Consider the following 22,160-nt stretch of genomic DNA (forward strand, 5'->3'; position numbering starts at 1 on the left):
AAACAGTTACGTGAATGAGCGCGAGCTTAAGCCTCTAGTGCTTTTGCCACTTTCTCGAATAAGTCATTCGCTAGGTTGTCCATGTTCTTCAGCGTCTCAAGTTCTTTCTTGATTAGAGCTTGGCGTTCATCATCATATTTACGGAACTTAAGCAGCGGGTCAATCAAGCGCGAAGCCACTTGCGGGTTGCTGCTATTCAGCTCACGTAGGATCTCGCCAGCAAACGCATAACCTTGTCCTGACTTGTTGTGGAATTGGACCGGGTTCATATTTAAGAACGAACCAACCAAGTTGCGAGTACGGTTCGGGTTCTTCAAACTGAATGCTTGGTGTGACATAGACGCCTTGATCACCTCAAGTGCATTTGAACTTGGGTTTGTTCCTTGAAGAGCAAACCATTTGTCCATGACAAGACCATCATGTTTCCACTTGTCGCTGTAATCCGCCATTAAAGTTTCACGACATGGGAGTTGTGCAATGTTCGCCGCGCCCATTGCTGCCATTGTGTCTGTCATGTTGTTTGCTTGCTGGTACATAGCGACAACCAAGTCATCACCCTTTTCAGTATGAGCCAAGTAACTTAGACAAACTTTACGCAGAGTTCGCTTACCAATTGAATCATGGTCAATCGTGTATTCTGTTAATGCGTGACTGTGGTAAACCGCAGCAAGTTCATCTTCGAGCTCTTTCGCTAGCGTCACTTTCATCGCTTTCAATACAGATGCAACCGCATCGATATCGACACGCTCATACCAACCAGACACTTCATTATGACTTGGTAGAGAAAGCATCTCTGCAATAAACGCAGGTTCTAACGAATCGCTGAGTAATACACCACGGAATGCATCAACGACTTCAGAAGAAAGTGCAAACTTTTGACCTTGTTGAACGTTATCTACGTTGCTACGGATGTATTTCGCTAGCAGCATTTGCCCTGCATCCCAACGAGAGAATTCGTTACGAGCATTCACCATCAAGAAGATCAGCTCTTCGTCTGAATAATTGTATTCAAGTTTCACTGGCGCAGAAAACTCACGCAGCAGAGATGGAACTGGTTGCTCTGAAACGTTTTCAAACACGAACGTTTGTTCCGCTTCTTTCACGTCTAATACATTGTGAACTGGTTGACCGTTACATTGTAACTCAATCACTTCACCTGACGCTGTGTATAGCTCGATATCTAGAGGAATATGCAGAGCCTGCTTTTCAGTTTGCTCATGAGTTGGCGCTGTTACTTGGCGAGTCGTTAACGTGTACTCTTTTTTCTCTGCGTCGTAATGGCTTTCAACAGAAAGTGTCGGGGTACCTGATTGTCTATACCATAAACGGAACTGAGACAGGTCAACACCCGATGCATCCTCCATTGCCGCTACGAAGTCTTCACACGTTGCAGCCGTGCCATCGTGACGTTCAAAGTACAGCTTCATGCCTTTTTGGAAACCTTCCTCACCCAACAATGTGTGGATCATTCGGATCACTTCACTGCCCTTTTCGTATACCGTCAATGTGTAAAAGTTGTTCATTTCTATCACTTTTTCAGGGCGAATTGGGTGAGACATTGGGCTCGCATCTTCAGCGAATTGTGGCCCGCGGATAATGCGAACATTGTTGATACGGTTAACTGCGCGAGAGCCAAGATCAGATGAGAACTCCTGATCACGGAATACAGTTAAACCTTCTTTCAAGCTTAACTGGAACCAATCGCGACACGTTACTCGGTTGCCAGTCCAGTTATGGAAATATTCGTGACCGATAACCGCTTCTATACCTAGGTAATCTGTATCAGTTGCTGTTTGGTCATTTGCTAAAACGAACTTAGAGTTGAATACGTTCAGGCCTTTGTTTTCCATCGCACCCATGTTGAAGAAATCAACGGCTACGATCATGTAGATGTCTAAGTCATACTCAAGATTGAAACGCTCTTCGTCCCACTTCATTGAGTTAATCAAAGAAACCATCGCGTGGTTTGCGCGGTCTAGATTGCCTTTGTCGACAAAGATTTCGAGGTCAACATTACGACCAGATTGTGTTGTGTATGCGTCACGAAGTACATCGAAGTCACCTGCAACTAAAGCAAACAGGTACGCAGGTTTTGGATGTGGGTCTTGCCATTTCACCCAGTGACGACCGTTTTCAGCTTCGCCTTCATCTACACGGTTACCATTACTTAATAAGAATGGGTTTTCAGCTTTGTCTGCGATGACTGTTGTCGTGAATTTCGCCAACACATCTGGGCGATCCATATAGTAAGTAATGCGGCGGAAACCTTCAGCTTCACATTGAGTACAGAACGCACCACCCGATTTGTACAGGCCTTCAAGTGCGCTGTTCCCTTCAGGGTCAACTTCCGTAACGATCGTTAATGTAAAATCTTTCGGAAGATCATTCAAAGTAAGTAGAGTTTCAGACTGTTCGAACTGCGCCCACTCCTTACCTTCAACCAAAACAGACACCAACTTCAAGCCTTCACCATCAAGTACTAATGTCGAGCTTTCTTTCTCCTGCTTAACACTAGAAACAGCGGTAATGATGGATGCTGAATCGTACAAATCGAAAGTAAGATCGATTTCAGAAATAGTGTGAGATGGTGATTGATAATCTTTACGATACTTGGCTTGAGGTGTATGTGCCATGACGGGTTCCTTTTGATCGTTATACGTAATTATTTTTTAACTGTATATATCTAAAGGTTGAGCGCCAATAAAACAAGGGGAATATTAAAAAAAGGAGGCATTGTAGGAAAATGCCTCCATGTTTTGCTATTTTATCAATCAAATCAGACAGGAACGGCTAAGAAATGAACTGTGAACCATATTATCAACGAGCCCGACTTTACAGCGAGATATAGTGCTTAACGAATGCGATTGAGCACCGCAAACATGTCTCCTTCTTCACCTTGAAGCGTCAACACATCACTGTTCAGTGTGTAACGAGTACCGTGTTCGCCATTTTCATACAGCAGTACTAACTGGTCGCCTTCGGTGTAATACACTCCGCGACGAATGACTTCCCCCCCTTCTTCATCGGACACTCGGAACATGAAGATAAAGTCAGGCTGAAGCACTAAATCCATTGTTTGAATGTTACTGGCACGCAAATCGCTCCCGGAAAGTTCTGCGCTTGACCATATTCCCGCCAGGGCGTTGGGCAAGGCTTTGGTGAACATCACACCGTTAAGATTCAGCATATTGTGATTACTGCTGTAAGCGTAAACCTGAGGCTCAGAAGTATTTAAACCCAAAATAATCGTGTCTTCATTGGCATTATACAAACCTTCCCAATGGTCGACACTATAGTCTTTCTTCTGAATATCAATAGAGAAAGAGTAGTTTGAATCGAGAGTCAGTTTGATTGCTCTAAAGTTTTCAGTACCTTGCTCAGGATCTGGGTTCATCAAATACCAATCACCAAGCAACAGAGGTAGGTCAAAATGAGATAGATTGCTATCACTTTTTGATTGTTGATCGCTCGAAGCAGCAACCTCACTCCCAAAAGCAACAAAACTTAAACAAGATAAAAATAGTAGAATCCATTTCATACGCGCCCCCTCGTTTTCTTTAAGCTTAGGCACGTAATGAATAGAAAGCGAAAAAATATGATCCAAGTCACTAAATTTTAAGTGCAAAGTAACTTAAATGTCATTATTCGATGCAAAATAGAGCTAAATGACCCTGAGTATTGAGTGTTCTTTGCGACAATCTCAACGGTTACAATCAGGTATTCCTGTCAAATCATAGACACAAAAAAAGCGAGCCTAGGCTCGCTTTTTAAATTGTGCATCTTTAAACAATCACCTTTAACAGATATTTGCTCTATTTCTTGATCATATCCAGCATGATAGCAACAGACTCATCAAGATAAGCATCCGGGGCTTCATAGTCTTTAGGAATATCATCTAACGTTTTAAATGCCTCTAATTTAGCGGCCTTTTGACGTTGGTTAATACGATCTAGACGAAGCGTATCCGCATCATCGCTCTCTTGCTGACGTACCTTTTCATTCAAAGAAAGGTCGTTATCGTCTTTATCTGCCTTATATTTTTCAATATCTTGCGCAATAAAGCCGAATTCCATGTCAGTAGCAATGCGAGCTTGATGTTGGGCAGTCAAAGCAATTATTTCTTCATCGTTACGCTGTAACACTGAATAATTTGCTTTATCAATACTGTCCCAAGGCAGAGCATTATCTTCAACACTTTCACCAGTATCAGCAGGATCAATTGGCGTTGGGTAAGCAATATCAGGCACTACACCTTTGTTTTGCGTACTGCCACCATTGATTCGATAGAATTTCTGGATTGTGTATTGAACATAGCCCAATTCTTTATCGAATAAATCATAGATATGATTCAAAGAGCGATGTTGTTGCACCGTTCCTTTACCGAAAGAGTTTTCGCCAAGAATGATTGCACGACCGTAATCTTGCATCGCTGCCGCAAAGATCTCAGAGGCTGAAGCACTGTAGCGATTGACCAATACCGTTAGTGGGCCTTGGTAACTAATTTCGCCATCAGTATCACTGTTCACTTTGACACGACCGTAGCTATCACGCACCTGAACAACGGGTCCCTCTTTGATAAACAAACCAGAGAGTTCAGTTGCTTCAGTGAGTGCACCACCACCGTTGTTTCTCAGATCAACAATAATACCTTCAACACCTTGCCCTTTAAGCTCAGTGATCAGTTTGTCTGTATCTTTAGAAAGACCAACATAGAAACTTGGTACTTCGAGTACACCAATCTTCTTGCCATCTTTCTCGATAACTTCTGATTTAACAGCGCGGTCTTCTAAACGAATCTTATCGCGTACAATTGTGACAACGTGACTTTTTGCATCTTTACCATCTGGCAAGATCTGTAGCTTAACTTTGGTCCCTTTCGGTCCTTTGATTAATTGCACTACATCGTCTAGACGCCAGCCGATAACATCAACAATCTCTTCGCCATCTTGACCAACACCAACAATACGATCGCCGTCGCTCAATTGTTTGCTGTTTGACGCAGGGCCACCAGCAACGAGAGATCGAATAACGGTGTAGTCGTCAGTCATCTGAAGTACAGCACCAATACCTTCTAGAGATAGATTCATCTCTGATTGGAATTGCTCTGCATTTCTTGGAGAAAGGTAGCTGGTGTGAGGATCAACTTCACGCGCAAATGCGTTCATGTAGATTTGGAAAGCATCTTCATTATGCGACTGCGTGATACGCTTCATCGCATTGTTGTAACGCTTTTCCAAAACTTCTTGAATCTCTGGCCATTCTTTACCAGTAAGTTTTAGGTTCAACGCATCGTATTTAACACGCTTCCTCCAAAGCTCATTCACTTCGGCGATATCTTTTGGCCATTTCGCTTCATTGCGATTGAGCTCAATACTTTCATCGGTATCAAACTTAATCTCAGTGTCTAGCAAAGACAGCGCATACTGAAAACGTTCAAAACGCTTCTGCATAGAAAGATTATAAACATCGAAAGCAATCTGGTTATTACCCGCTTTCAGCTGATCATCAATTTGAACAGATGATGAGGAGAAAGAGTCAATATCAGCTTGAGTGAAGATATTACGATTATAATCCAGCATCTCTAAATAACGATTAAAGATAGCTTGAGAGAAATCATCGTTGAGATTGAAGTGTTTATAGTGAGAACGAGTAAATCGAGAAGTAACACGTTTACTAGCAGTTTCGTGTTGGGCCTCAGGAACGAGTAAAGGTAAATCGTCCTGATCTAATTTGGCTTCAAGAGCCTGAGCTGAAGCTGCTAGACAAAAGCTAGCAGCAATCAGTGTCAATTTTGAACGGCATTTCATGCGTAGGAGTATCTCCTTTAAGCGCGCAAGTGCTCCGCTTTAACAACCATTTGTAGGCCGTTTGCTAACTGAACACGCACATCTTCCTTATTGATTTCAACAATGGTCGCAGCCATGTTTCCTGTACCCATGTTCACATTTACTTCTTTGCCAGCGATGAATTCGTCAGCGTTCAAAGCGCGTGTTTCTACAGGCTTTTCTACTTTCGGTGCTTTAGGCGCTTGACGACGAGGCTGTTGAGCTTTCTTCGCCTTAGCTTTCGCCTTGCCTTCTTCACGAGCTTTCTGTGCTTGTTCTTTACGACGAGCCTGAACTTTCGCTTTGCTTTCTGCAAGTGTAGCCTTAGCGTGCTCAACGTGCTCTTCTTCTAATGTGCCACACGCGTTGCCGTCTAGGTCAACACGATCTGCACCAGCTTTTACGCCGTGCAGGTAACGCCATGATGATGTGTACTGTCTTAACGCTGCACGAAGCTGAGTCTTACTTACTTTTTCGTCTTCATTTAGACGTTCAGCAAGATCTTGAAAAATACCAATTTTAAGTGGTTTTGCTTCACCTTCTAGAGTAAAGCATTTAGGGAAACATTCAGCAATATATGCGATAACTTCTTTGCTGTTTTTTAACTTTTCAGTGTTTTCCATGTGGGTTCCTGGTTTTTGCGGTTTTCCGCGAGCATTAAGAAAATATTTTTACGTATTATAGAGAGATGCTTGGGAAAAACCACAGTAAGAGAATAATTTATGCCTTGTTCGCGTGCGAATTAAGCACCTTTTCCACTTCAGCCATAAAAAATGTCAATCCGTCTTCATCAATTTGAGAAAAACGACCAATATTTGGACTATCGATATCAAGAACACCCACAACTTTGCCATCAATAGAGAATGGAATAACGATTTCTGAGTTACTTGCCGCGTCACAAGCGATGTGACCTTCGAACTCATGCACATCATGAATACGCTGAACTGTATTTGTCGCAACCGCAGTTCCACACACACCGCGCCCTACCGGAATTCGAACACAGGCAGGTTGACCTTGGAATGGACCCAGAACTAGTTCGTCTTTTTCCTTAGCTAGGTCTTGCTTGATTAAATAGAAACCCGCCCAATTCAGTTCATCCAATTCCATGAATAATAATGAACTAATGTTTGCAAGATTTGCAATTAGATCGGTTTCAGATTCAATTAATGCAACGGCTTGTTTGGTTAAGCGTTGGTAATGTTCTATTTTCATATTAACTTCCAATTAAATTGAGACTTCCATTATCAAGAGAACGCAGTAAAATGCGGCCATCAAACTAAATAGGACTTATTCTCATTACAATGAACAATTCAGAAGACACTATTAGCCGTTCTTGGTTGATAACTCAAGTAAAAAAACACAAGTCCAAATTACTGTTTGCTAACTTTGTTGCCATTATTGCAACCCTAATTAGCGTCCCTATCCCTCTACTTATGCCACTCATGGTCGATGAAGTTTTGCTTGATAAGCCAGCTTCAGGGTTAGAGATGATGAATCAGCTACTTCCAGTCTCATTGCAAACGCCGACTGGTTATATTGCGCTTACTCTCTTGTTGGTTATCTTAATGCGCTCGGCCAGCCAAGCGCTGAATATTCTACAAGGTCGCCAATTTACTTTGGTTTCCAAAACGATCACCTACCAGATGCGTAGCAAGATGATCGATAAACTTGGCCGCATTAGCATCCGACAATATGAGACCAAGGGCAGCGGCGGTATTAATGCCCACCTAATTACAGACATAGAGACCATTGATAAGTTCATTGGCTCGACCCTTTCTAAATTTATCATCAGTTTCTTGACGGTGTTCGGAACCGCTATCGTCCTACTATGGTTAGAGTGGCGACTTGGGCTATTTATCTTACTGGTCAATCCTGTTGTTATTTATTTTTCTCGTAAACTCGGCAGCCGAGTTAAACACCTCAAAAAATATGAGAACCAGTCTTTTGAGCGTTTTCAGAATCGCTTAGTGGAAACCTTGGATGGCATCTATCAACTCCGCGCCGCTAATAAGGAGCGTATCTTTCTTGATGAACTTAAAGTTCAAGCAAACCAAGTAAGAATTGATGCCGATAAATACGCATGGCAATCGGAAGCTGCAGGTCGAGTGTCCTTTTTATTGTTTCTATTAGGTTTTGAACTGTTCCGTGCTGTTGCAATGTTGATGGTGTTATTCAGTGACTTGACGATAGGTCAGATTTTTGCGGTGTTCGGCTATTTATGGTTCATGTTAGGCCCTGTCCAAGAATTGTTAGGGATTCAATTCTCTTGGTATAGCGCGAAAGCAGCGCTGCAACGTATTAACGACCTACTGCAACTAGAAGAAGAACATCGCCCTGTTAGCAAGGTAAACCCTTTTGATGACCATAAAGAAGTGACAGTCGACATTGAAGACGTTACATTCTCTTACACATTAGAAAACACTGTTTTAAATAGGCTATCGCTACACATTCCAGCAGGAAAAAAAGTCGCCCTAGTGGGTGCTAGCGGTGGTGGTAAATCAACGTTGATCCAGTTGTTAATTGGGGTTTATCAGGCGGACTCTGGTTGTATACGCTTTAATGGTGAAACAACGGACGACATCAGTTTTGACATAATACGCAGTCAAATTGCCGTTGTTTTACAACAACCTATACTCTTTAACGATACATTAAGGCATAATCTGACCCTTGGTGCTGAATACGATGAAATGTCGTTGTGGCGGGCGCTTGAAGTCTCTCAAATGCAAGATGTAATCAAACAGCTGAGTAATGGCTTGGATACGCAAATTGGTAGGAATGGCGTTCGACTGTCTGGTGGTCAACGACAACGCTTAGCGATCGCCCGCATGGTGCTGAGTAATCCTAAGTTTGTTATTCTTGACGAAGCGACATCTGCCCTGGATACAGCAACAGAGTCAGCACTGCATAAAGCACTAAGCGAGTTTTTGAAAGATCGCACAACTTTGATAGTGGCTCATCGATTATCAGCGGTGAAACAGGCCGATCTAATCTATGTTTTAGAAGATGGGCAAGTCACACAGACGGGAACGCATGGTGAATTGGTTGAACAACAAGGACTATATCAAACACTCTATGGCAGTGTGCAATCGCACGCCTGATGTTTATTGTTCTAGAGATTTAAGTCAGTGTAGTCCTAGGCATTTAAATCAGCTTAAAAGTCTGATTGGTGTTTCAACTTGGGAGGTCGCGTGACCTCCCCATCCGAAACCAACTCTTTATCGACTCAGCACCAGTTGTCAACTAAGTCCTCGTTGACAACTAAGTCTCCGTTAAGAACCAAGCACCTGTGCGACAGCAGCTCTGTACGTCTGTGTCAGGGCTGTGAACTCCCCGTTGATAAAATGGATATCCCTCTAGGGAAATCCGCATATTGTCCAAGGTGTGGCACTCAGCTTTACCGAGGCGGTACACCTAGCCTGTCTGGAAACCTAGCAATCGCGATTACCTGCTTATTGCTATTTATCCCCTCACACTTTTTTGAATTTATCAGTATTCGTCTGATTGGCGTCATGATACCTGCGACATTACCATCAGGTGTCTTTACTTTAATGGGTGAAGGCTTCCCTCTACTAGGCCTACTCATCCTATTCTGTAGTTCGATCGCCCCGTTACTCGTTTGTACCTCTGTACTCGTCACTCATGCAGCACTGCGCTTTAAGATTTTCACGCCATTTAGGTATGCGTTATCCATCATCCAAACATTAAAGCATTGGATGATGTTGGATGTATTTCTGGTAAGTTTGGCTGTCTCATGCTTCAAACTGCAGGATTACTCAGATATTTTTGTCGGCCCTGGTTTAGTTGGATTGATTTTACTGCAGCTTTTCAGTGTATTACTGGTAAGCCGTATCAGTGTGCGTCGCTATTGGGAAGCTTGGGCTCAAGAGTCTGATTACTCTTTTGTAGAAAGTAAGAACGTACACTGTCACAACTGCCATCTTTCTCAACCTGACGGTCATACTTGCGTACGTTGTCACCATGACTTATATCACCGTAAGCCTTACTCTATACAGAAGACATGGGCTCTGTTGTTTGCTGCGTCAGTGGCTATCGTACCAGCCAACGTTATTCCTATTTCTATCCTTATTACAAACGGACAAAGGCTAGAAGACACGATAATTTCTGGTGTCGCTTCGCTAATCAATAGCGACATGTATGGTATCGCAGCGATCATTTTTATTGCCAGTATCGTCGTGCCTGTTGCGAAAATACTTGGTCTAACGTACATCTTAATTTGTATCAAGATGAAGCGCGCGGTTTACCATAGGCAGCGCATGACCATCTATTTCATTGTGAAGTGGGTGGGAAAATGGTCGGTGATGGATCTGTTCGTTATTTCGATCATGATGACCTTGGTCGACCGTGGACAAATTTTAAACTTTACACCAGGTTATGGTGCAGTCGCTTTTGGTGTCGTTGTTGTTCTCACGATGCTGGCAGCGGAAAGCTTAGATCCTAGGCTAATTTGGGATAACTACACCTCTAAAGATGAGTCAGTGAATGAACAACGATAACCAATCACAAACGTCATATTCACCAGAAGTAAGGAAAAACAAAGGCATTTCACCTTTGTGGATTCTGCCGATATTAACCGTCGCATTAGCCGGTTGGTTAGTCATGAAATCGATACACGATGCAGGGCAACGTGTGCAGATATACTTTTCAGATGCCGCAGGTTTAGTCGCAGGTCGAACAACAATTCGTTACCAAGGCTTAGAGGTGGGTATGGTGCGCGACATCACCTTGTCCAAAGATTTATCGAGTATCTATGTCGATGCTGACATCTACCCAGAAGCGAAGAAGCTACTTTCAAAGGGCACACGTTTCTGGCTCGTAAAACCAACGGCGAGTTTGTCTGGTATCTCAGGGTTAGACGCGCTTGTTTCGGGTAACTACATTGCTATTCATCCTAGCGAAACCAAAGAAGAACTAGAAACCGTTTTCCAAGCTCTAGAATCCTCCCCTTCTGATTTATTGGCCTCTGAAGGTCTAAATATCTCACTGACGACCAAAGATCTGGGCGGTGTGTCTGTTGGCTCTCAAATCGTTTATCGTAAAATTCCAATTGGTGAGGTTTACAACTACCAATTAAACGACAACGCGAAGTCCGTTACGATCCAAGCGTCGATTAAAGATGAATACAGCCATATCATTACCGACCAAAGCCGTTTTTGGAATGTCAGTGGCTTAGGTGCCAGTATTGGATTTTCAGGCGTCGATGTGCGCTTAGAAAGCCTAAGCGCGCTGCTTGGCGGTTCAATTGCGGTTGACTCTCCCGGAGAAGGTCAGCCCGTCGAGATGAACACCAAGTTCAAGCTCTACCCAGATTTGAAAACTGCCGGTCGTGGCATCTCTATCAAAATCGCCGTGCCAGATGACAACAAGATCAGCGCAACTGGCGCTCCGATCATGTATCGAGGCATAGAAATCGGTCAGATCACTGATTTATCTTTAAGCGAAGGTCGCGAAAACGTGGTTGCATCTGCCGCTATCCAACCGGCATTCAGCGACTTTTTAAATAGCGGGAGTAAATTCGTTTTAGAAGAAGCTGAATTGTCACTCACTGGTATGAAAAACATTGCCAACTTAGTGACAGGTAACTTTTTAACCTTAGTACCGGGCGAAGGTGAAAAGGCACGTCGATTTACTGCGATTCGTAAAAACGAGTTCAGTCAGGAACAAGAAAAGTCAGTCGCGATTCGCTTAACATCAAACAACTCATTCGGATTGGATGTCGGTACACAACTGCTCTACAAAGGCATTGCCGTTGGCTCTATCATTCAAGTTGGCTTAGTTGATGGTGTTGGCACTGGCTCTGACAAGCACGAAGTGTTTATGGATGCGCTTATCGATAACGAATATGCGCACCTAATCAAAAGTCACAACCGTTTCTTTGTGACAGGCAGTGCGACCGCAGAGCTGACCGAATCAGGTCTAAGTGTTACTGTTCCACCGGCAAAACAGCTTCTTACTGGCTCGATCAGCTTTGTGAGTGAAGGTAAACCTGAAGCTCGAACTGACTACCAACTTTTCCAAAGCAAATCGTTAGCAGAAATCGCTAAGTTTAATCAGTCAGGCTCAAAGACGCTTTCGTTATTTGCTAGTGAGTTACCTTCAATTTCTAAAGGCAGCCCACTGCTCTACCGTAACCTACAAGTGGGTAGCATTTCAGATTTTCAGCTTGCTGATGGTGGTGTAAGAATCAAAGTCACGATCGAAAATCGTTACACGCACTTACTCAATAAACATACCGTTTTTTGGAACCGCTCAGGCGTTGAAATTGATGCTTCGCTATCGGGTATTAGTATTAAAGCGGCACCCGTTAAAACGCTAATTCAGGGTGGTATTGCTTTTGATTCGCTTCCCGGTATAGACAATAAGCTTGGCGATGTGTGGAAGCTGTACAAAGATTCTAAATCCGCTCGAAAATTTGGCCGCGCGATTACGATTACCTCTTCTGGCGATCAAGAAGTCAGCAAGGGTATGGCGATCAAATACCAAGGTGTCACTGTAGGTGAGGTCACTTTGGTGATCCCTAACTTCAATAAAGGCGGCATTGAAATTACCGCGCGAATCTTACCGGAGTACGTTGACAAGATTGCCGTGGCGAACAGTCACTTCTGGTTAGCAGAACCTGAGATCGGCCTTAATGGCATCAAAAACGTCTCTGCGCTTCTCTCTAAGCACATCAACGTAGATCCAGGCAATGGTGACAGAAGTACGAAATTTAAGCTTAGCAAAGGGCCAGTGCAGCCTGAAGGCAAGATATTCCAGCTACAAAGCGAAACGCGAGGCTCGGTGTCTGAAGGCACACCTATCCTATTCCGTGAACTAGAAATCGGTAGTGTTATCGATGTTCAACTAGGCGAGTTTGCTGACCGCATCATCTCTACGATTCAAATAGAGCCTGACTACGCGTATCTGATCCGCGCAAACACAGTGTTCTGGAACGTGTCGGGTGTCGATGTCTCTATCGGTCTCTCTGGTGCAAACATCAAAGCCGGAACGGTCGACAGTTTATTAAGAGGCGGAATTACCTTCTCAACGCCTCCGACGAGTGAACTTCAGCCTGTGGCAAGCGAAGATCAGTCTTTCTACCTATATCCACAAGCAGAAGATGAGTGGAAGTCATGGAGAACAGCGATTCCTCGCCCATAGAGTGAATCCTCAGAAGCCCCATGCAAATTAATACAGCTTAACGAAGATTAATTCTTCATCAAAATGCAGCCATTCGGCTGCATTTTTGTTGTTTGCCGTAAATATGGTTTAGGACGACCTCATTTTGCTTTAAACTCCCCGCATTAATGCAATAATTCGAGATACTCTTTTGCACGCTAACGTATATATTCCTGAAGAATTCCTAACGCACATCGAAGCGATCATGCCTAGTCACCTAGATATGGCTTCTTTTGTTGCCTCATGCCAAAAACCACTTCGTAAAAGTATTCGAGTCAACACACTGAAAATCAGTGTTGAAGACTTCCTAGTACGAGCAAAAGAGAAAGGCTGGGAACTGGAACCTGTACCTTGGTGTGAAACAGGTTTTTGGATTACAGCCGATGAAAGTGAAGCGCCTCTAGGTAATACGGCAGAACACATGTCTGGTCTTTTCTACATCCAAGAAGCCAGTTCTATGATGCCACCTTCTGCACTTTTCCAAGGCGAAGCTGATTACCAAGCCGTGCTAGATACTGCTGCTGCACCCGGTTCTAAAACAACGCAAATCGCTGCGCTAATGAATAATCGCGGCGTGTTGGTTGCCAATGAATACGCTGCAAGCCGTGTGAAAGTACTTCACGCCAACATCGAACGTTGTGGCGTTCGTAATGCCGCACTCAGTAACTTCGATGGTCGAGTTTTCGGTGGTTGGTTGCCAGAACAGTTTGATGCTGTCTTGCTGGATGCACCCTGCTCTGGCGAAGGTACCATTCGTAAAGACGCTGATGCGATGAAGAACTGGACGTATCAATCTGTAGTCGATATTGCCGACACGCAAAAAGACCTGATTGAAAGTGCATTCCATGCTCTTAAACCTAATGGTGTTTTGGTTTACTCAACATGTACGTTAAGCACTGAAGAGAACCAACAAGTGTGCCATCACCTAAAAGAAACCTTTGGTGATGCGGTTGAGTTTGAATCTCTTGAATCACTGTTCGACAACGCAAAAGCAACGACGACTGAAGAAGGCTTTCTTCACATCTTCCCTCAGGTGTATGACTCTGAAGGTTTCTTTGTTGCACGTATCCGTAAACTAGCATCTGTGACTCCACCAGAAGTTAAAAAACGCATGGGTAAGTTCCCATTTGAAAAAGCGTCAAAGAAAGCTCAGCAAGAAGTCGCTGAACAACTGCTGGGCGCACTCGATATCGAACTACCAAGAGATACTCAAGTTTGGATTCGTGACAAAGACGTTTGGCTATTCCCGGAAGCGCTAGAACCTATGATCGGTGAGTTCCGTTTCTCTCGCATGGGCATCAAGATCGCCGAAACCCATAAAAAAGGTTACCGCTGGCAGCACCAAGTTGCGACAACACTCGCGACAGGTAATGAAGCTAACATTGTCGACCTCAGCATCGAAGATGCTCGAGAATGGTTCATGGGACGAGATGTTCGCCCAGAAGGCTTGTCAGGCAAAGGCGAAGTGCTAGTAAAATACAACGGCGCAATTATCGGCCTTGGTAAATGGGTAGGTAACCGAGTGAAGAACGGCTTACCAAGAGAGCTAGTTCGCGACAAAAACCTGTTCTAGTCGTTCGATTAAAGCTCACACTGTACTCAGAAAAACAAAAAGCCCAAACAACCTTCATTGTTTGGGCTTTTTCTATTCTTGTCGGCTAGTTCACTTCAAGGGAAGCACTGAAAAATCAACACTTAGTTACACAAATATCAATTCAAGTCACTATTTCCAATAACAAAAATCGCTTATTAGGGAATTTAAACTAGACTTCAGTCTAACAGTCAAAGAATTAAAACGATTAGCGTAGGCTCTTCGGAGCCCTTTCCCCTAAGCCCAAACAGGAAGGTTTGGGCTTTTTTTTGACCGACAAGCTCGCTTATTTAACTAGGCTGATGCCTTCTTTGTCGATAGTGATCTTGCCAGACTTGTACAAACCACCAATTGTCTTCTTGAACGTACCTTTGCTGGTTCTGAATGCAGAGAAAATAACTTCCGGAGAAGATTTATCATTCAAAGGTAAGTAACCACCTTTCTTCTCAAGCAGATCGAGAACCTTAGTGCTTAGGTCATCCATTTTAGCCACACCAATTTTCTGAAGAGACAAGTCAATCTTACCGTCTTCTTCACGAACGTTTTTAATGTAGCCTTTTAGCGCTTTACCGATGAACAGCTTACCGATGATGTCTGATGGGAAAATCATGCCCCAGTGCTCACCGTTCACGATAGCTTTGTAACCTAACTGGCTGCGCTCAGCGATAATGAGATCCACTTGCTCGTTTTGCTTATAAGTCGCAGGCGTGTTGTCTAACCACTTGTTGAACTTTGTTGTACCTACAATGCGGCTAGATGCTTTATCAATATACACATATACTAAGATTGACTGACCTTCGTTTAAACGGCCACGTTGCTCGCTGAAAGGAACAAGAAGATCTTTACCTTTCACGCCCCAGCTCATGAATGCACCGGTGCTGTTTACGCCTTCAACCGTCATCAAGCCAAACTGCCCTACTTGAGCAATTGGTTTTTCAGTCGTTGCAGCGATCTGGTTGTCAGAATCAATGTATAAGAAAACATCCAGTTTTTGACCAATTTCAACACCTTCAGGAGTAAATCGTTTTGGCAGCAACACGGTTCCATAGTCGCTAGCGTCAAGGAATACACCGAAGTCGGCTTGCTTTACTACTTCTAAGTTGTTTATTTGACCAATATTAATCATCAAGATTTTCTCTACTTTAAATTTGGCGGTGATTATACGTGATCTCTGATATGCTTTCGCTAGTTTCATTCATATTTTTACATTCTAGGAGACATCGTTGATCACCGTTGATAAACAAGATGCGATAACACTCAAAATTAACCATGCAATGGCGAAGACCAAAAAGCTCGACATGGACGTTTATCTATTCATTCCCGGTGAACTCGGACTCACTCCCGAAGTACTTTCTGAAAGTGCCTTTTTCTACAGCTCAATTACTCAAAAGCGCGCCTACTACAGTGACAAGACACTGTTACCTTTGGTACACAGTCGCTTGGCAAAACGTGGACGCTTATCAACGACACAGTATCGTGTGAGTTTGAGTTTGTTCGCATATCAATATGTTATTGCTTTAGATAAAGCCGTGAGCAGCTTAAATAAGACTGATAGTGACGACGTAACAGCGGATGAGGTTGATGAAGTCATTGAGCTCGCGTTAGACATCTTGAAGAAGCTTCGCCGAAGTATTCCTTATGAAGAAAACCTCAAACGCTACTACGCAAACATTGATAACTATCTTTCTTGGTACACAGAGCAAAAATTCTTATCTCTGGTCTCTCATATGCCGCGTGGCAGTGAGTACTCGACGATAAAAGAGCGACTCTTGACGCTGTGTGACAAAGAGACAGCCCATCGTAAACTTAACCGCTATAACTCAGCCAAAGTTCGTGAAGACGTAACGCGCCTGAGTAACAAGATGCGACTGCTGCGACGTTTGATAGAACACCCTATCGTACTCAAGGAGAAGACCACCTCCATGGGTAAAAACGTTAAGCGTGCAGTTAAAGGTATTGCGACAGGCTTAGTCATGGTGGTCGTGACGACAACCGTCATATTGGCTCGTGATTTTCTAGGAGAGATTACCGCTTCTTTCATCGTGTCGATGTCATTTATCTACGCACTGCGTGAAATATTTAAAGATGACTTGAGAGACATCCTTTGGCGTTGGCTTCGTAAAGGCAAACCCAAGTGGAAGCGTCGCTACTTTGACCCAACAACCAATAAATCTGTCGGCCACAAGCTTGAATGGTTGGACTATGCGAACTTTTCCAAGTTAGCTGACCGTATTCAATCAATACGTAAGAAACGTGTCGTTCAGCGTGAAGAGCAAGTCTTGCACTATCGTTCACATACCGAGATGTCGACGTCAACATTCATGAGTGGTTACGAGGAGACTCGTGAAACGTTATCGATCAGCCTGAGAGCGCTGACACGCTTGATGGACAAGGGATCAAATAACGTATATCGCCTGAATGAAGGGCAAGTAAGCCGTGAGTCTGTCGAAAAGCGTCACCTGCTCAACCTGATCATTAAAGAGAACAATCACGATACTGAACCGACCTATTACCGTTGGAAAATCGTAATGAACCGTTCAAAGATCGTTGATATCGAGCAAATCACTCAAGAGTCATAGCGTTGTTACGGTATGTGGATACTAGATTCACATACCGCCCTTCCACTCATTCAACGATTGCCTTCTGTTGAATTATGATCTTCAGATTCCGCCCAACCTTATACTTCCGAGCTATTTTCTAGAAGGAACTTTCTTAATCGAAAGCGTCAGCGTGAACTCCGCCATTGGTTCGTCGCCATGCAAAGACGGACAAGTCGCGATTATGGTCACGGGTTGATTCACACGCTCGCCAGTAGACATAGTTTCAGCCAGCATAGTGTTGATCAGCTCACCATCGTTACAAGTGAAGTGTACGTCACCTTCCGGGCGCTTCAAGAAGTTACCTGTCACCTCTTTGAATGCCAGCGAGATCTTTTCGCCTTGCTGCTGGGATTTACTCATTGCAAGAAAGCCTCCCGCCACATCAGCACCTACAGCTAACACACCAAAGTACATGCTATTGAGGTGGTTCTTAGTTCGTCTTTTGAGAGGAATTTTCACTTCAACATGATGATTATCCAGCGCGAGCAGCTTTGGTCGGCATAGCCAGATCAGAGGCACTTTGAAAAAGCCAAACATGCTCAAGTAGAAATTTGCTTTTTGTAGAGGGGTCAACATTCGAGTTACCTAGTCAAATAAGTCATCAGACCAGTTAATCGATTAGCGCTAGAGATGTCAAAAAAATGTTACAAAAAAGAGATGTCATCGCATAATGATATCTCTTTCATTCTCAAAGCTTTATTGCTTTAAATAAACTCATACAGCAAGTTGATTTATTTAGACAATAAGCTGGTCTATGCAGTAACGACTGTCTCTACACCGTCAAGATCAGCGATGAAGCCTTGTAGACGCGGGTAGTCCACCAAGCCTTGAGTCACAAGCAGGATGGGCTTCTTCGCGTTCAGCGTTGCTTTAACAATCATACTCAACAAGGTAATAACTGCCTCGTTTTGTGGATCAAAAGCGTGTTGCTGAGCTTCATTGTGCTTGTCCACGCCTAAAGTGAAAGACGCTAAGCTATCAACGTTCACTACAACACCATCAAAGTAATGCAGCAATCTTTCGCTCAGTAGCACTGCAGACGGCACATCGCACGAGAACAGTACTTTCAAACCATTAAGGCCTCGCGGTAAGCCTTGCTCTGCAAGCAAATCAATAATCTTAGCGGCATCGCTTAATGCTCGTACATACGGTACAACCACTTCAACGTTAATACCCTGCTCTCGCAACGCTTTAATTACCTGACACTCTAAAGCGAATGCTTTGCTGTACTCTGATGTTGCATAACGAGCAACCCCTCGAACACCTAGTGCCGGGTTTATCTCTTCGGCTTCACAGCTACCACCAAGTAGTGAACGGAAGCCATAGCTGTCAGCATTACTTAACGCGATACGAACAGAGGTATGATTTGGCTGAACGGCAGCTTGGATGGCAATCACTAAGGTCGAAACAAAATGCTCATCGACTGTTTTATCGCCAAGGATCGCATCTAAAGAGGTTTTTTCGATATCAGTCAGTGTATCTAAATGACTTTCAATACTTGGGTGATAGAAGATACGATCCATAACCAATTCAGATAATGAAACGTATAAGTGGTTAGAATTATTATTATCGTTGTAAGAAGGCAGCACATCACCTAAGACTAGTTCTGGGTGCAAAGTGCTTTGATTTTCTTGAGTCATTGCTGCTCCAGCATTTTTATGTTGTGTTCAAACGAAAATACCGATAGCTGCCTGTTAATACAAGTGAAAATCCCTTATTTGGCGCTGGCCTGCTGATAAAAATAAGAATATTAGCAATAACAGAGATAACTTTGACTTAAGAGAGTTTATTCCTCTGTTCAATTCCGTTATCTTAACCACTTCGCAATAGAATAAAAAAGCCATCACATGCCATTAAAAACTGATGAGTTGAGAACCCAAGCTCTGGGTCCTATGCCAACTCCTGCCGAACTAGGCAATGCACATCCTATTACTGACGACGTTGCTGAGCGCATTAAAAATTCTCGCCGCCAAATCGAAGATATTCTAACGGGTCGTGATAACCGCCTATTAGTTATCGTAGGCCCTTGCTCTGTTCACGATACAGAAGCGGCACTTGATTACGCTGAGCGTCTAAGTCAGATTCAAGACCAGTACAAAGGTGAACTGTTCGTTGTAATGAGAACCTACTTCGAGAAACCTCGTACTGTTGTAGGTTGGAAGGGTTTGATTACCGATCCTAACCTTGATGGGTCATATGCACTTGAAACAGGCTTGAACAAAGCTCGTAAGCTTCTACTAGATATCAACAAGCTTGGCCTAGCTACCGCGACTGAATTCCTTGATATGATCACCGGTCAGTACATCGCAGACCTTATCACTTGGGGCGCAATTGGCGCTCGTACGACTGAATCTCAGATTCACCGTGAAATGGCTTCTGCACTGTCTTGCCCAGTTGGTTTCAAGAACGCAACTAACGGCAACATCAAAATTGCTATTGATGCGATTCGTGCTGCGCATGCATCACACTACTTCTACTCTCCAGATAAGAACGGCCGTATGACGGTTTACCGTACTTCTGGCAACCCATACGGTCACGTAATTCTACGTGGTGGTGATAAAGGCCCTAACTTTGATGCTGAATCTGTAGATAACGCATGTAAGCAACTGGCTGAATTCGATCTACCTCAACGTTTGGTTGTAGACTTTAGCCACGCTAACTGTCAGAAACAACACCGTAAACAGTTAGAAGTTGCACAAGACATTTGTGAGCAAATCAAATCTAACAAGAATCAAATTGCAGGCATCATGGCAGAAAGCTTCATTGTTGAAGGCAACCAGCCAATGACAGATATCAACAACCTAGAATACGGCAAGTCTATTACTGACCCATGCCTAAGCTGGGAAGATACTGCAACAATGCTAGATATGCTTGCAACAGCAATTAAAGATAGAAACTTAGCTTAAGGAAATAACACAATGCCATCATTTGACATTATCTCTGAAGTAGAAGCAGTAGAACTGCGTAACGCGGTAGACAACGCAAACCGTGAACTGTCGACTCGTTTCGATTTTCGCGGCGTTGAAGCAAGCTTTGATTACAAAGATGAATCAGTAAAATTGACTGCTCAAGACGATTTTCAACTGAAGCAAATGCGCGATATCCTTCGTAGCAACCTAACAAAGCGTAATGTTGATCCTAACGCGATGGAAGCGAAAGCGGCAGACCAAACAGGTCGCACTTGGCACCAAACGGTTATCTTTAAGCAAGGCATCGAAACGGATGTCGCTAAGAAAATCGTTAAGCTAATCAAAGACAACAAAGTTAAAGTTCAAGCTTCTATCCAAGGCGACAAAGTTCGTGTAACCGGTAAGAAGCGTGATGACCTACAAGCTGTTATGGCTCTAGTTCGCAGCGGTGAACTTGGTCAACCTTTCCAGTTTGACAACTTCCGTGATTAATTTTTGAGTTTGAGCGACCGCTTATTTGGGTTGCTCATTCATCAGCACAATGTCGTGTTCGAAATAGCAAAAAGCCACTTCTTTGGGAAGTGGCTTTTTATTTATCGGGTCATTCTTATTCAGCGTCTCTAGCCGATTTCAAACAACTAGAAAGCGCTCACTTCAACTAAAATCTATCAACTCAACTGAGCACTTTGGCAACAGACAGTTTAAGGTCTTTGCCGGCCAGTAAATTGAACTCAACACTCGCTGGTGGAATAAAGACACACACTCGCAATTTCTCGGCCCTCGCTTGCTCAAGCTTGGTCGACAGCTCTCCACTGTCAGCATAACCTTCTCTTTCTGCGTCTCGGCGGCATAGGTCAACAAATTCAAACGGACAATCGCTCGGTGAAAGCACTAACTCAGCTTCTTGCATCAAACGGAGGGCCTTCATAGGTAATAACTCAACGTCTTGCTCAAATTCAATCCAAGTTACCTGACCTTCATTATCAACTTGCTCCGTCAGCGACTGTTGATAATACGATTCAAGTTGCTCCCTATCCGTCACTTGGTTGATAAAACTGGATGCCAAAAAGCGTTCCCAGAATTTGCGGCGTTCATCAACCGTAGGAAAGGACTCTTTAATCGAATTGCGTTTTGATGCACCAAAGTCTGCGATCAAACCAATATTCTGAGGCAAGACGGTTTCGAGTTTTTCTCTAATATTTCTCACTAAAACAGGTGATGCGCCCCCACTTGAGATCGCAATTTGGATTCTTCCGCGATTTATCATTGAAGGAGTGATGAAGTCACAATAGGGTAAGTCATCGACCACATTGACAAGAATACCCATTTTTTTTGCATCATTATATACTTGATGATTTAGGTTTGGGTTGTCTGTTGTTGCCCACACTTGTAAGTAGTTTTTCGAGATAAGTTGTGAAGAGTAAAAATTTTGAATCCAATGTAATTTATTATCATCGACAAGCTGCTTTAAGTAAGGCTCTACCTTTGGGGACACTAACGTGACATCCGCCCCAGCTCTTAACAAGCTATCGACTTTTCGGCAAGCAACCTCACCCCCACCTACCACTAAGATCGGCTTATTTTCTACATCTAAAAACATTGGGAAATAACGCATGTTCTTCCTTGAGGTGACTTCAATAACTATTCAGCCATGCTACCAAATTTGGAGCATATTAATAACTATCCAAGTGCAATAAAAATATTTATTCACCAAATTTCAATCTTTTTGAAGTTTAATGTTTCATCATTGTGACATTGATTCAGAATATTAACCTAGTCAATTGTCAATATAAAAATCTAAATCTCGTTGCACCAACAGTGTGAAGCGCTGCACTATTTACATTAAGTTAACATTTGGTCATTCTAATTGTGTTCGGATTTGTGATTTCATTCAAAATTCTTTTTAAATTATACATTTGTGAAAGTACGGATCCTTTCCTAACCTTATAAATAGTTGTTTAAATCGCACACAGTTTCATTTGCAAAATGCAACCAGTTTGATTTGAGTAACAAGGTCATAGAAAACTAAACACATATAGAAAAACTCAAATGAGCACGA

Annotated in this window: 16 protein-coding genes; 7 read left to right on the plus strand and 9 right to left on the minus strand. The window is 43.2% G+C overall.

The features are described from left to right. Positions 1-26: 26 nt before the first annotated feature. The 5 genes from pepN to AC3CHU_RS08675 all read right to left on the minus strand — a co-directional run bounded on the left by pepN (position 27) and on the right by AC3CHU_RS08675 (position 7,037). Positions 27-2,633 carry an aminopeptidase N gene (gene pepN / locus AC3CHU_RS08655; protein ID WP_488524365.1) on the minus strand — a complete coding sequence of 869 codons (2,607 nt, stop codon included), beginning with the start codon at positions 2,631-2,633 and terminating at the stop codon, positions 27-29. Between the two features lie 218 nt (positions 2,634-2,851). Next, entirely contained in the window at positions 2,852-3,538 is a 687-nt protein-coding gene (locus tag AC3CHU_RS08660) for a hypothetical protein (protein ID WP_488524366.1), read from the minus strand. Between the two features lie 274 nt (positions 3,539-3,812). Continuing rightward, positions 3,813-5,807 (minus strand): carboxy terminal-processing peptidase, encoded by a 1,995-nt coding sequence (gene prc / locus AC3CHU_RS08665; protein WP_065205174.1) that lies wholly within the window; start codon positions 5,805-5,807, stop codon positions 3,813-3,815. Positions 5,808-5,824: 17 nt separating this feature from the next. Next, positions 5,825-6,448, minus strand: coding sequence for an RNA chaperone ProQ (gene proQ, locus AC3CHU_RS08670; RefSeq protein ID WP_054547712.1), 624 nt, complete (start codon positions 6,446-6,448; stop codon positions 5,825-5,827). Positions 6,449-6,545: 97 nt separating this feature from the next. Beyond that, complete coding sequence (locus AC3CHU_RS08675; protein ID WP_017077212.1) at positions 6,546-7,037, minus strand: GAF domain-containing protein; 492 nt, start codon at positions 7,035-7,037, stop codon at positions 6,546-6,548. Between the two features lie 89 nt (positions 7,038-7,126). Between AC3CHU_RS08675 and AC3CHU_RS08680 the strand changes: the two genes are divergently transcribed. The 4 genes from AC3CHU_RS08680 (at position 7,127) to rsmF (ending at position 14,574) form a co-directional block, all read left to right on the plus strand. Continuing rightward, the gene (locus AC3CHU_RS08680) at positions 7,127-8,923 is read left to right on the plus strand and encodes an ABC transporter ATP-binding protein (protein ID WP_114633583.1); all 1,797 of its coding nucleotides are present in this window, start codon (positions 7,127-7,129) and stop codon (positions 8,921-8,923) included. 78 nt (positions 8,924-9,001) lie between these two features. After that, a complete protein-coding gene (locus AC3CHU_RS08685) occupies positions 9,002-10,339 on the plus strand; it encodes a paraquat-inducible protein A (RefSeq protein ID WP_171308300.1) in 1,338 nt (445 codons plus the stop codon). After that, complete coding sequence (locus AC3CHU_RS08690; protein ID WP_488524367.1) at positions 10,326-12,983, plus strand: MlaD family protein; 2,658 nt, start codon at positions 10,326-10,328, stop codon at positions 12,981-12,983. The genes AC3CHU_RS08685 and AC3CHU_RS08690 overlap by 14 nt, the downstream gene beginning before the upstream one ends. 169 nt (positions 12,984-13,152) lie before the next feature. Further along, positions 13,153-14,574, plus strand: a complete 1,422-nt coding sequence (gene rsmF / locus AC3CHU_RS08695; RefSeq protein WP_171308302.1) for a 16S rRNA (cytosine(1407)-C(5))-methyltransferase RsmF — start codon at positions 13,153-13,155, stop codon at positions 14,572-14,574. A gap of 304 nt (positions 14,575-14,878) precedes the next feature. Here the strand turns inward: rsmF and AC3CHU_RS08700 are convergent, their stop codons facing one another. Then, a complete protein-coding gene (locus AC3CHU_RS08700; protein WP_004733627.1) occupies positions 14,879-15,787 on the minus strand; it encodes a CvfB family protein in 909 nt (302 codons plus the stop codon). Between the two features lie 28 nt (positions 15,788-15,815). Between AC3CHU_RS08700 and AC3CHU_RS08705 the strand changes: the two genes are divergently transcribed. Then, on the plus strand, positions 15,816-17,171 hold the full coding sequence (locus tag AC3CHU_RS08705) for a hypothetical protein (protein WP_004733628.1): 1,356 nt from the start codon (positions 15,816-15,818) through the stop codon (positions 17,169-17,171). Between the two features lie 111 nt (positions 17,172-17,282). Here the strand turns inward: AC3CHU_RS08705 and AC3CHU_RS08710 are convergent, their stop codons facing one another. Further along, the gene (locus AC3CHU_RS08710; protein ID WP_488524368.1) at positions 17,283-17,768 is read right to left on the minus strand and encodes a PaaI family thioesterase; all 486 of its coding nucleotides are present in this window, start codon (positions 17,766-17,768) and stop codon (positions 17,283-17,285) included. Positions 17,769-17,944: 176 nt separating this feature from the next. Continuing rightward, positions 17,945-18,832, minus strand: a complete 888-nt coding sequence (locus AC3CHU_RS08715) for a putative PEP-binding protein (protein WP_488524369.1) — start codon at positions 18,830-18,832, stop codon at positions 17,945-17,947. A gap of 207 nt (positions 18,833-19,039) precedes the next feature. Here AC3CHU_RS08715 and AC3CHU_RS08720 point away from each other — a divergent pair, with 207 nt between their 5' ends. Then, positions 19,040-20,098 (plus strand): 3-deoxy-7-phosphoheptulonate synthase, encoded by a 1,059-nt coding sequence (locus AC3CHU_RS08720; RefSeq protein WP_171312407.1) that lies wholly within the window; start codon positions 19,040-19,042, stop codon positions 20,096-20,098. A gap of 12 nt (positions 20,099-20,110) precedes the next feature. After that, positions 20,111-20,593 carry a YajQ family cyclic di-GMP-binding protein gene (locus tag AC3CHU_RS08725; protein ID WP_004733632.1) on the plus strand — a complete coding sequence of 161 codons (483 nt, stop codon included), beginning with the start codon at positions 20,111-20,113 and terminating at the stop codon, positions 20,591-20,593. A 181-nt stretch (positions 20,594-20,774) separates the two neighbouring features. Here AC3CHU_RS08725 and AC3CHU_RS08730 read toward each other — a convergent pair whose 3' ends face one another. Continuing rightward, on the minus strand, positions 20,775-21,716 hold the full coding sequence (locus AC3CHU_RS08730; protein ID WP_488524370.1) for a precorrin-2 dehydrogenase/sirohydrochlorin ferrochelatase family protein: 942 nt from the start codon (positions 21,714-21,716) through the stop codon (positions 20,775-20,777). Positions 21,717-22,160: the final 444 nt, after the last annotated feature.

Source organism: Vibrio sp. QJM3NY_39 (genome assembly GCF_057785895.1).

Coding starts and splice junctions, on each gene's coding strand:
- AC3CHU_RS08690 (WP_488524367.1), top strand. CDS start 10,326: ATGAACAACGATAACCAATCACAAACGTCATATTCACCAGAAGTAAGG.
- AC3CHU_RS08720 (WP_171312407.1), top strand. CDS start 19,040: ATGCCATTAAAAACTGATGAGTTGAGAACCCAAGCTCTGGGTCCTATG.
- AC3CHU_RS08710 (WP_488524368.1), bottom strand. CDS start 17,768: ATGTTGACCCCTCTACAAAAAGCAAATTTCTACTTGAGCATGTTTGGC.
- AC3CHU_RS08715 (WP_488524369.1), bottom strand. CDS start 18,832: ATGACTCAAGAAAATCAAAGCACTTTGCACCCAGAACTAGTCTTAGGT.
- AC3CHU_RS08680 (WP_114633583.1), top strand. CDS start 7,127: ATGAACAATTCAGAAGACACTATTAGCCGTTCTTGGTTGATAACTCAA.
- AC3CHU_RS08675 (WP_017077212.1), bottom strand. CDS start 7,037: ATGAAAATAGAACATTACCAACGCTTAACCAAACAAGCCGTTGCATTA.
- pepN (WP_488524365.1), bottom strand. CDS start 2,633: ATGGCACATACACCTCAAGCCAAGTATCGTAAAGATTATCAATCACCA.
- AC3CHU_RS08730 (WP_488524370.1), bottom strand. CDS start 21,716: ATGCGTTATTTCCCAATGTTTTTAGATGTAGAAAATAAGCCGATCTTA.
- AC3CHU_RS08725 (WP_004733632.1), top strand. CDS start 20,111: ATGCCATCATTTGACATTATCTCTGAAGTAGAAGCAGTAGAACTGCGT.
- AC3CHU_RS08700 (WP_004733627.1), bottom strand. CDS start 15,787: ATGAAACTAGCGAAAGCATATCAGAGATCACGTATAATCACCGCCAAA.
- proQ (WP_054547712.1), bottom strand. CDS start 6,448: ATGGAAAACACTGAAAAGTTAAAAAACAGCAAAGAAGTTATCGCATAT.
- prc (WP_065205174.1), bottom strand. CDS start 5,807: ATGAAATGCCGTTCAAAATTGACACTGATTGCTGCTAGCTTTTGTCTA.
- AC3CHU_RS08660 (WP_488524366.1), bottom strand. CDS start 3,538: ATGAAATGGATTCTACTATTTTTATCTTGTTTAAGTTTTGTTGCTTTT.